Origin of the sequence: uncultured Friedmanniella sp., from assembly GCF_964244005.1 — a bacterium.
In the GTDB taxonomy this organism is placed as follows: domain Bacteria; phylum Actinomycetota; class Actinomycetes; order Propionibacteriales; family Propionibacteriaceae; genus Microlunatus.
Genome location: NZ_CAXTHG010000040.1, coordinates 26,298 through 35,164, shown reverse-complemented (window position 1 = coordinate 35,164; position 8,867 = coordinate 26,298). Strand labels below are relative to the sequence as shown.

General features: G+C 72.6%; 9 protein-coding genes. 3 read left to right on the top strand and 6 right to left on the bottom strand.

The window, feature by feature from the left end:
* Positions 1-172 precede the first annotated feature (172 nt).
* Positions 173-1,252, top strand: coding sequence for a polysaccharide pyruvyl transferase family protein (locus ACFE76_RS18905; protein WP_375433328.1), 1,080 nt, complete (start codon positions 173-175; stop codon positions 1,250-1,252).
* A 160-nt stretch (positions 1,253-1,412) separates the two neighbouring features.
* Entirely contained in the window at positions 1,413-1,814 is a 402-nt protein-coding gene (locus tag ACFE76_RS18900) for an RNA polymerase-binding protein RbpA (RefSeq protein WP_375433327.1), read from the top strand.
* A gap of 7 nt (positions 1,815-1,821) precedes the next feature.
* On the opposite strand, the gene ACFE76_RS18895 is transcribed toward ACFE76_RS18900, so the two are convergent.
* Positions 1,822-2,250, bottom strand: coding sequence for an acyltransferase (locus ACFE76_RS18895; protein WP_375433331.1), 429 nt, complete (start codon positions 2,248-2,250; stop codon positions 1,822-1,824).
* 305 nt (positions 2,251-2,555) lie between these two features.
* On the opposite strand from ACFE76_RS18895, the gene ACFE76_RS18890 reads away from it, so the two are divergent.
* Positions 2,556-2,858: a DUF6703 family protein gene (locus ACFE76_RS18890; RefSeq protein WP_375433326.1), complete on the top strand. Its 303-nt coding sequence runs from the start codon at positions 2,556-2,558 to the stop codon at positions 2,856-2,858.
* A 14-nt stretch (positions 2,859-2,872) separates the two neighbouring features.
* Here ACFE76_RS18890 and ACFE76_RS18885 read toward each other — a convergent pair whose 3' ends face one another.
* From ACFE76_RS18885 to ACFE76_RS18865, 5 genes are all read right to left on the bottom strand, one after another.
* Positions 2,873-3,265 carry a PPOX class F420-dependent oxidoreductase gene (locus tag ACFE76_RS18885; protein WP_375433325.1) on the bottom strand — a complete coding sequence of 131 codons (393 nt, stop codon included), beginning with the start codon at positions 3,263-3,265 and terminating at the stop codon, positions 2,873-2,875.
* Position 3,266: 1 nt separating this feature from the next.
* Entirely contained in the window at positions 3,267-4,259 is a 993-nt protein-coding gene (locus ACFE76_RS18880) for an NAD-dependent epimerase/dehydratase family protein (RefSeq protein ID WP_375433324.1), read from the bottom strand.
* Positions 4,256-6,898, bottom strand: a complete 2,643-nt coding sequence (locus tag ACFE76_RS18875; protein WP_375433323.1) for an alpha/beta fold hydrolase — start codon at positions 6,896-6,898, stop codon at positions 4,256-4,258. Before ACFE76_RS18875 ends, ACFE76_RS18880 begins: the two co-directional genes overlap by 4 nt.
* The gene (locus ACFE76_RS18870; protein ID WP_375433322.1) at positions 6,898-7,920 is read right to left on the bottom strand and encodes a 3-oxoacyl-ACP synthase III; all 1,023 of its coding nucleotides are present in this window, start codon (positions 7,918-7,920) and stop codon (positions 6,898-6,900) included. Before ACFE76_RS18870 ends, ACFE76_RS18875 begins: the two co-directional genes overlap by 1 nt.
* A 76-nt stretch (positions 7,921-7,996) precedes the next feature.
* On the bottom strand, positions 7,997-8,854 hold the full coding sequence (locus ACFE76_RS18865) for an isoprenyl transferase (protein WP_375433321.1): 858 nt from the start codon (positions 8,852-8,854) through the stop codon (positions 7,997-7,999).
* Positions 8,855-8,867: the final 13 nt, after the last annotated feature.

Genomic DNA, 8,867 nt, shown 5'->3' with positions numbered 1-8,867 from the left:
AAAGGAGGAGCCGGTGAACACGCTTTTCGTTCACCGGCGACGACGTCGACGGAGGCGCGCGATCCGCGCCGGAGCGAAGCGGAGGCCAAAGACACAGTAGTCTCAGCCTCGGACGGAACCCCCCGCCGTCGACCGTGTGGTCGCCGGCCCGACCGACGACGAAGGACCATCTGTGCGCGCGCTAGTTCTCTGGGCTGATGACACCTCCCCCAACCTGGGGGTGCAGGCCCTCGCGGCCGGCTCGGCCGCACTGGTCCAGCGCGCCTATCCGGGCGCCGAGCTGTCGTTCCTCTCCTACGGCCGCGGCGAGGCGCCGGTCAAGGTCGGTGACCCGCGGGCCCTGGGCAAGGAGATGGTGACCGGCCGCGCCGGCCTGAAGGGCTGGCTGCGGGGCTTCGACCTGGTGGTCGACACCCGCGCCGGGGACAGCTTCGCCGACATCTACGGGCTCAACCGGCTGTACGCGATGAGCCTGCTCGCCGAGGCGGTGCACCGGTCCGGGACGCCGCTGGTGATGAGCCCGCAGACCATCGGCCCGTTCAGCGGCCGCCGCGCCAAGCTGATCGCGCGCCGGACCCTGCACACCGCGACTCTGGTGATGACCCGCGACCGGCTCAGCGCTGACCACGCCAAGACGCTCGGCCGACCCGTGGACCACCTCACCACCGACGTGGTCTTCGCCATCGAGGCCCCGGACCGGGTCGTCACCCGCGACGTGCTGCTCAACGTCAGCGGTCTGCTCTGGACTCCGGGCCCGCACGTCGACTCGGTCGCCTACCGCGCGCTGGTGGCCGACCTGTACGCCCGGCTGGTCGCCGCGGGGCGGACGGTCACCCTGCTCGCCCACGTGCTCGACTCCGACGTCGCCGACAACGACGTCCCGGCCATCGCGGAGTTCGCGGCCACCCTCGACCACCAGCCCGAAGTGCTGGTGCCGACCTCGCTCTCCGACGTCCGCCAGATGGTGGCCAGCGCGAACGTGGTGATCGGCTCCCGGATGCACGCCTGCCTGAACGCGCTGTCGGTCGGCACGCCGGCGATCGCGCTCGCCTACAGCCGCAAGTTCGCCCCGCTGCTGGAGGACATCGGCTGGACCCGGACCATCGACCTGCGGACCGCCCCGGACGTCGCCGGGGACGTCGAGGCCATCCTCGCCACCCCGACGCTCGAGCAGGAGTGCGCCACCGCACTCGCCCGGGCCCGCAGTACGGTTGCCGGCGCCGAGGAACGGCTGCGCGGGCTCGCGCTCTGACCCTGGCTGTCCCACCGGGCGCGCCGTCCTCGGTGCCGCTGCCCGGCCGCTGCCCCACAGCGCCCGTTAGGGCTTGTCGGAGTCAGCACCTACCTTTGGAAAGGGCAGGGAAGCGCGCACGGCGCTTCGACCGCCCCCATCACCTGAAAGCAGATCAACCATGCGCAGCGGCAACGTCAAGGCCTCAGGCCTCGGATCGAAGAGTTTCGAGAACGACCAGGGCGTCACCCTGTCACCCCGGCGCGAGCTCGCCTTCGACTGCCCCGCCCACCACCGCTTCTCCATCGTCTTCTCCGACGAGGCGCCGCTGCCCACGACCTGGGAGTGCCCGACCTGTTGGGCCGCGGCCGTCCGCTCCGACGGCGTCCAGGTCGAAGCCCGCGAGGTGAAGCCGACCCGTACGCACTGGGACATGCTGCTCGAGCGCCGGTCGCTCCCCGAGCTCGAGGAGATCCTGTCGGAGCGGCTCGCGCTGCTCAAGTCCGGTGCCATCGGTCCGAACGCCTACGAACGGATCGCCATGGACGGCAAGAGGACGGACGCGAAGAAGAAGGCCCGCTAGCCGGTCGCTACTGCAGCGGCAGATGGTAGTCGAGGGTGTAGCGCAGGTCCCGCGACCGTTCGCGGAGGAACTTCGCCGGCATCCCGCCCACGACGGCGTACGGGGCGACGTCCTTGGTGACCACGGCGCCGGCGGCGACGACCGCGCCCTCGCCGATGGTCACCCCCGGCAGGATGGTCGCCCGGGAGGCGACCCAGCAGCGGTCCTCCAGCACGACCGGGCCGCCGTTGGTGCCGAAGTCCGGGTCGTCCGGGTCGTGCTGCAGGGTGAAGATCTGGACGTGGCCGCCGACGTTGACGTTGTCGCCGATGGTGATACCGCGGCGGCCGTCCAGGAAGATGTCGTTACCGATGATCGTGTGGTGGCCGATCGTGACCCGATCGGGGCGGTAGAAGACGGCCCGCCAGTGCACTGAGGTGTGCTCACCGATCCGCATCCGCAGCACGCTGCGGTACCAGAACAGCCGCAGCGCGTGCACCGGGACGCGGCCCACCAGGAACGCGCCGTAGAGCTGCCAACCCTGCAGCAGCGGTTCGACCCGTTGTCGGGCGGGCCGGGCGAGGCGCCGTACCGACGCGAGCGGGGAGGTCCTGCTGTCGGTCGAGGTCAACGTCCGCTCCTTGGTGCATGTGTCCTGGGCATGGGCGTCCGCAGGCCCCGTCCCCCGGATCGGCTCATCCTAGTCGGCAGGTCGCGCGGAGGAAGGGCAGAGCACGCTGGACACCTGCCAGACTGGACGCCATGCCCGGTCCCGCTCCTGTCCCGACCCTGCGTACCTCTGTCGAGCGGAGCAGCCGCCCCCTGCTGGTCCGGTTGCACCGGATGCCGAAGCCGGTGGTGCCGCTGCTGACTGTGGTGCTGATCGCCGTCGGCGTGCTGGCGCCGACCGCGATCGGCGTGGCCGCGCTGGTCGTGGTGGCCGCCTTCGTGGCCTGGATCGCCTACCTGTCCTGGCCCGCGGTCGGCAACGGCGGCCGGTTGACCCGGCTCTTCATGCTCGTCCTGGTCGTGCTGCTCGCCCTCGCCCGACTGCGGACGGGCTGAGCCAAGCACCAGGTTCAACCGGTGGCGCCGACGCTGTCGGCGCGGATCTTCACTACCAGCCGGACCTGGTCCCGGCCGCCGTACCAGGGGTAGGGCGTGCCCAGGTAGCGCTGGGCCAGCCGCTCGATGTGCGCGACGCCGCCGTCGGTGGTGATCTCCACCACCTCGCCGCGGACGTGGAAGTAGCGCGACGGGTTGGCCGGGTCACTGACGGCAACGGCCACCCGGGGGTCGCGCTCGAGGTTGCGGACCTTCTGGAAGCCCTGCACCGTGTTGATCAGGATGTGCTGGCCGTCGGTGTCGACCCAGGTCTGGGTCAGCTGCGGCGAGCCGTCCGGCATCGTGGTGGCGACGAAGCACGGGCTCGGCTGCTCCAGCAGTGCAAGCAGGGCGGGAGGCAGGTCCATCTCAGGAGGCCCTCTCGGACGGGTTGGAGTACCAGCGGGCGAGCTCGGCGAAGCCCTCGTCCAGGCTTACCCGCGGCATCCAAGCGAGCGCCTCACGCGTCCGCCGCTGGTCGAACCAGTGGGCCGTGGAGAGCTGCTCGACCAGGAAACGGTTCAGCGGCGGGTCGGCGTCGTCACCGGGCCGCAGCGACCACACGGCTTCGGCCACCAGGCCGGCGGCGGTGGCGAGCGGGACAGGGATGTGCCGGGTCGGCGCCGGCACCCCGGCGGCGCGGCACCACGAGCTCAGCACCTCCCCGATCGGCCGGGGTTCGCCGTTCGTGACCACCAGGGCCTCGCCGTGCACGTCGTCGGGACGACAGTGGTCCACCGCCGCGACGAGGGCGTCGACGGCGTTGGTCACGTAGGTGGTGTCCACGAGCACGGCACCGGGACCGATCAGCGGCAGCCGGCCCGACCGGGCACGGGCGACGATCCGACCGACCAGCTGGGTGTCGCCCGGGCCCCAGACCAGGTGCGGCCGGATCGACAGCACGGCGAGCTCCGGGCTGTCGGCGGCCAGTGCGATCTGCTCGGCTTCAGCCTTGCTCCGGGCGTAGGGGCTGCGCGCCGACGCCGGGTCGGCCGGCCCGGCGCCGACCCCGACCAGCGACGCACCGGCGTGCGCCACCGACGGCGACGACACGTTGACCAGCCGGGCCACCCCGGCCTGCTGGCACGCCGCGACCACGCTCCGGGTGCCGACCACGTTGGCCTGGCGGTACGCCGCCTCGGCTCCGGTGACGTTGACCTTGGCCGCCAGGTGGACGACGGCGTCCTGACCCTCGGCGGCCGTACGGACCGCATCGGCGTCGGCCACGTCGGCGAGGACCTCACGCAGACCGAGACCCGCGGGTCGGCGCTGCAGCACGGTGACCTCGTCGCCGCGCTCGGCCAAGGCGCGGGCGGTCTGACCGCCGAGCAGGCCGCTGGCCCCGGTGACCAGGACCTTCATCGCCGGACCTTGGCCAGCCGGCCGACGCGCTCGCCGGCGAGCAGCCCGCCGGCCCAGCGGGCGACCCGGGCCCGGTCGACCTTCGAGGCGTGCCGGATGTCGACGGGCAGCGCGTCGGTCACCAGCACGGCGGCCAGCGGGACCGGCGACGCGGCCCGGACCTCGTCGGCCAGCGGTGGCGGAGCAAGACCGCGACCCGACCCGGGCTCGGCCGGGACGACCACGGCGACCACCTGCTGGGTGCCGGTCGGACCGACCCCGACGATAGCGGCCGCCGAGACCGCGTCCAGCAGCTCGATCCGCTGCTCGATCCCGACCGGGGTCACCGGACCGTCCGCGGTCGTGACCACGTGCACCAGCCGGCCCTCCACCCACAGCCGACCCTCGGGGTCGAGATGTCCGACGTCGCCGCTGCGGTGAAAACCGGCGTTGCGCGAGCTCTGCTGCTCGGTCGCCCACAGCCGGTCGTAGCGCTGCTTGCGGTGCGGTGCGGCGATGAGGATCTCCCCCGTCACGCCCGGTTCGGTGGTCAACGCCCCCTCGGCGCGGCCGAGCTCGTCCATCGGGCTGAGGCTGAGCGTCACGCTCGGCAGCGGCCAGCCGACGCAGACGCCGTTCCCCGCGTCCGCGACCTCGATCTGCGCCGTCTCAATTTGGGCCAGCGAGATGTCGGTGGCGGGCAGCACCTCGGTCATCCCGTACGGGGTGTGCAGCTCAGCACCGGGCAGCACGGTCTGCACCTGACGCAGCAGCGACGCCGGCACCGGGGCACCGGCGGAGAGCACCGTACGGACCCCAGCCAGGACGCTCCGCTGCCGGTCGTCGAGGGCGCCCGCGGTGGCGACCACGTTGCGGAGCGCGGCGGGCGAGGCGAAGACGCTGGTGGCGTCGATCGCCTCGACGGCGTCGGCCAGGGCGGTCGCGGTCAACGTGTTGGGTGCGGTGACGTCCATGTCGGGGACGGCGGCACCGATCCCGATCGCCGGCGCGTACAGGGCGAAGGGGGCGAACGCCGCCACCAGCCGGTCCTCGGGTCCCAGGCGCAGCACCGCAGCGATCTGGTCGATCTGGGCGCGCAGCTGGGGCAGCAGGTAGACGACACCCTTGGCGGGTCCGGTCGCGCCCGAGGTGAACAGCACCGCACCCTCGTCGCCCCCCTGCTCCGACGACACCGGCAGGTCCGGCAGGTCACGGTCGGCGCCGAGCCGTTCGAGCTGGGTCAGCTCGGCGGTCCAGCCGAAGACGCGGGCCACCCGGTCGCTGCCGCCGACGACGATCCGGCGGCCGGGCACCCGCAGCGCCGCCATCGCGACCAGCGCCTTCGGGATGCCGATCACGTGCTGTGGGGCGGCGCTGCGCAGGGCGTGCGCCATCCCGCGCAACCCCAGGCCGGCGTCGGCGACCACGATCGCCGCGCCCGCCTGCCAGCAGGCGTACACCGCCACTGTGAGGTCGATCCCGGGTGGTACGAGCAGTGCGACCCGGTCGCCCGGCCGGACGCCCGAGGCGGCCAGCCCGGCGCCCAGGTTGCGGATCCGGGCGTTCAGCTCGGCGAAGGTCACCGAACGGCGCTCCCCACCGCTGAGCTCGACGACCGCAGTCGTCGGGTCGTCGGCGTGCTCCAGCAGTCGCAGCCACAGGCGCTCGCTCGAGCCAGCCGGCCGCTCGACGGGGGGGACGGCGTCCGGGCCGGTCCGTTCGCCGATCCAGCGCCACGCGTCGGCGGCGGTCTGGGGAGCGTCCTCGGTGACGAGGTGGGAGGCCCGCGGATAGCGCTGGACGTCGGCGTGCGGCAGCCGGGTGAGCAGGTCCTCCAGGTAGCGCTCGGCGAACACCGGGTCGCGCGGCCCCCACATGAGCAGCGCCGGTACGTCGGCGAGCTCGGTCAGTCCCGCGGCGATGGCGGCCAGCGCCGGGGCGCTGGGGTGCTGGGCGTCGAAGGGCACGTCGGCCACGAAGTCGCCGATGGCACCCCGACGGTCTGCGGACCCGTACGGCAGCTCGAGGCCGCGCCGGACCGCCGCCGGCAGCGACGGCCGGGAGAGCGCGCTGGCGCCGCGCAGGAAGACCGGCGTGCGGACGCAGACGGTGTTCCGCAGCAGCGGGGTCTGGGCCAGCCGGATGAGTCCGGGACCGGCGTCACCGTCGGCGAGGTGGACCGCGGTGTTGGTCAACACCACCCCTCGTAGCTGGTCACGGTGCGCCAGCGCCCAGCCGGCGGAGATGATGCCGCCCCAGTCGTGGCCGACGGTCACGACGGGTCCGGTGATGCCGAGGGCGGCCGTCAGGTCACCGAGGTCGGCGACGCGTCGAGCGAGCGTGCGGGGCTGCGCCGTACGGGCGGAGAGGCCCATCCCGAGCTGGTCGACCGCGACCACCCGCCAGCCGGGCGGGGCGGCGGCCAGGAAGCGGCGCCACAGGAAGGACCAGGTGGGGTTGCCGTGGACGCACAGCATGGTCGCGACGGGCGTGCTGCCCTCGGCCACCGTGCTATCGGCTACCGGGCGCTCGAGGACGTGCCAGCGGTGCGAGACACCGTCAGCGTCGGCCACCTCGACGAACCGCGACCAGGCCGGGTCGACGTCCGGCAACCCGGTGAGCGCCGCAGCGGGGGTGCCCGGCGCCTCGGGCGGGGCCATCACCAGATGATCTCGGCGAACGAGGTGTTCAGCCCAGACCCGATGCCGAGCAGCATCACCTGCATCCCGGGCTGCAGCCGGTCGAGGTTCTGGGCCAGGGTGAACGGTACGGCCGCGGCCCCGAGGTTGCCGTGGTCCTGCACCGTGGTCGGGCAACGGTCGGAGCTGACCCCGAGGGCCGCCGCCATCGCCGCAATGTGCTTGACCGAGGTCTGGTGGCAGAAGAAGAAGTCGGCGTCGGACCAGTCGAAGTCCTCCTGGGAGTCCTTCCAGGTCTCCATGGCCAAGGCGATGCCGGCCTCGAAGAGCGCCCGGCTGTCGGTCTGCATCAGGTTCATGTCGCCGATGCAGAGCTCGTGGTGCTCGCTGCCGGACCGGCTGACGCCACCGACCAGCCGGTGGCCCTCGGGGTGCTGGTCGGTGCGGCCGAGCACCATCGCGGCAGCACCGGACCCGATGGTGAGGCTGGCGAACTGGGCCTTGACCTCCTCGGCAGTCGCCTCGGGGCGCTCGAGCCGTTGCAGGGTTGCCTCGTGCAGGTCCTGGACCGACTCCGCGTCCACCACGAGCACGTAGTCGACCTGGCCCGAGTCGATCATCAGACCGGCGACCTGCAGGCCGTTCACGAAACCGAGACAGGCGTTCGCGATGTCAAAGCTGAAGCAGCTCGTCGGCAGGCCCAGCTGGTGGTGCACCGCGACGGCGGAGGAGGGTTCCAGGTGCGGCCGGGTCACGGCCGTGGAGATGATCACACCGACCTGGGACGGCGTGATGCCGGCCTCAGCCAGAGCCTTGGCTCCGGCCATCGAAGCGGCGTCGGCAAAGCTGACGTCTTCGGGCCACCAGCGCCGCTGCACGACCCCGGCCAGCTCCATCAGCATGCCGCGCCGGAGCCCGGTGCGCTCGTACGTCGCCGCGAGCCGGTCGTCGAACGCCTCGGACGTCATCACGACGGGCGCTTCGACGCCCACCACGGAGAGGACGCTCGTGTTGCTCAGCCGATAGGTTGCGTTTCCGGTCATCTACGTGCCCTCACTTCGCGACCCGGCACCGGAAGTGCGCGTCCGCGGATCGTCGCTGTCGAATCGGCCCATCATCTCACGCGCCAGCCGGCGGCTCACCACCCTCAGGGGCGTCCCGGCCCCGGAGCGCGTTGGGCACGGCTCCCCCGTAGCGGCGGTCCCGGTCGGCGTACAGCTCGATCGCCCGCCACAGGTCGCGCCGGTCGAAGTCGGGCCAGAGCCGGTCGAGGAAGACCATCTCGGCGTACGCGGACTGCCAGACGAGGAAGTTCGAGGTCCGCTGCTCACCGGAGGAGCGGACGAACAGGTCGACGTCCGGGATCTCCGGCTCGTCGAGGAAGCGGCGAAAACGATCCTCGGTCAGCTTGGCCGGGTCGAGCTGACCGGCGGCCGCCAGCTCGGCGATCCGCCGGGCCGCGTCGACGATCTCGGCCCGGCCGCCGTAGTTGACGCAGAACTGCAGCGTGAGCACGTCGTTGTCGACCGTGCGTGCCTCGGCGTCCTCGAGCTCGTTGATCACGCTGCGCCACAGCCGCGGTCGGCGCCCCGCCCAGCGCACCCGGACGCCGAGGGAGTCGAGCTGGTCGCGGCGGCGGCGGATGACGTCACGGTTGAAGCCCATCAGCCAGCGGACCTCCTCCGGCGAGCGCTTCCAGTTCTCGGTCGAGAACGCGTACGCGGAGAGGTAGCGGACCCCCACCTCGATGGCCCCCTCGATCACGTCGAACAGCGACTCCTCGCCGCGGGCGTGGCCCTCGGTCCGGGGCAGCGAGCGCGCCTTGGCCCAGCGGCCGTTCCCGTCCATCACGATCGCGACGTGCCGGGGGAGCTTGTCCTGCGTGATCTGGGGCGCGCGGGCACCGGAAGGGTGCGGGGTGGGCCGTCGCGGCGGGGTCCGGGGGTCCCGCGCGGGTCGCCGCGAAGTCTTGGCCATGTGCGGGACACTA

Excerpts from the sequence above, each read along its gene's own strand:
- ACFE76_RS18900 (WP_375433327.1), top strand. The coding sequence starts at position 1,413 with ATGCGCAGCGGCAACGTCAAGGCCTCAGGCCTCGGATCGAAGAGTTTC.
- ACFE76_RS18895 (WP_375433331.1), bottom strand. The coding sequence starts at position 2,250 with ATGCGGATCGGTGAGCACACCTCAGTGCACTGGCGGGCCGTCTTCTAC.
- ACFE76_RS18890 (WP_375433326.1), top strand. The coding sequence starts at position 2,556 with ATGCCCGGTCCCGCTCCTGTCCCGACCCTGCGTACCTCTGTCGAGCGG.
- ACFE76_RS18885 (WP_375433325.1), bottom strand. The coding sequence starts at position 3,265 with ATGGACCTGCCTCCCGCCCTGCTTGCACTGCTGGAGCAGCCGAGCCCG.
- ACFE76_RS18880 (WP_375433324.1), bottom strand. The coding sequence starts at position 4,259 with ATGAAGGTCCTGGTCACCGGGGCCAGCGGCCTGCTCGGCGGTCAGACC.
- ACFE76_RS18875 (WP_375433323.1), bottom strand. The coding sequence starts at position 6,898 with ATGGCCCCGCCCGAGGCGCCGGGCACCCCCGCTGCGGCGCTCACCGGG.
- ACFE76_RS18870 (WP_375433322.1), bottom strand. The coding sequence starts at position 7,920 with ATGACCGGAAACGCAACCTATCGGCTGAGCAACACGAGCGTCCTCTCC.
- ACFE76_RS18865 (WP_375433321.1), bottom strand. The coding sequence starts at position 8,854 with ATGGCCAAGACTTCGCGGCGACCCGCGCGGGACCCCCGGACCCCGCCG.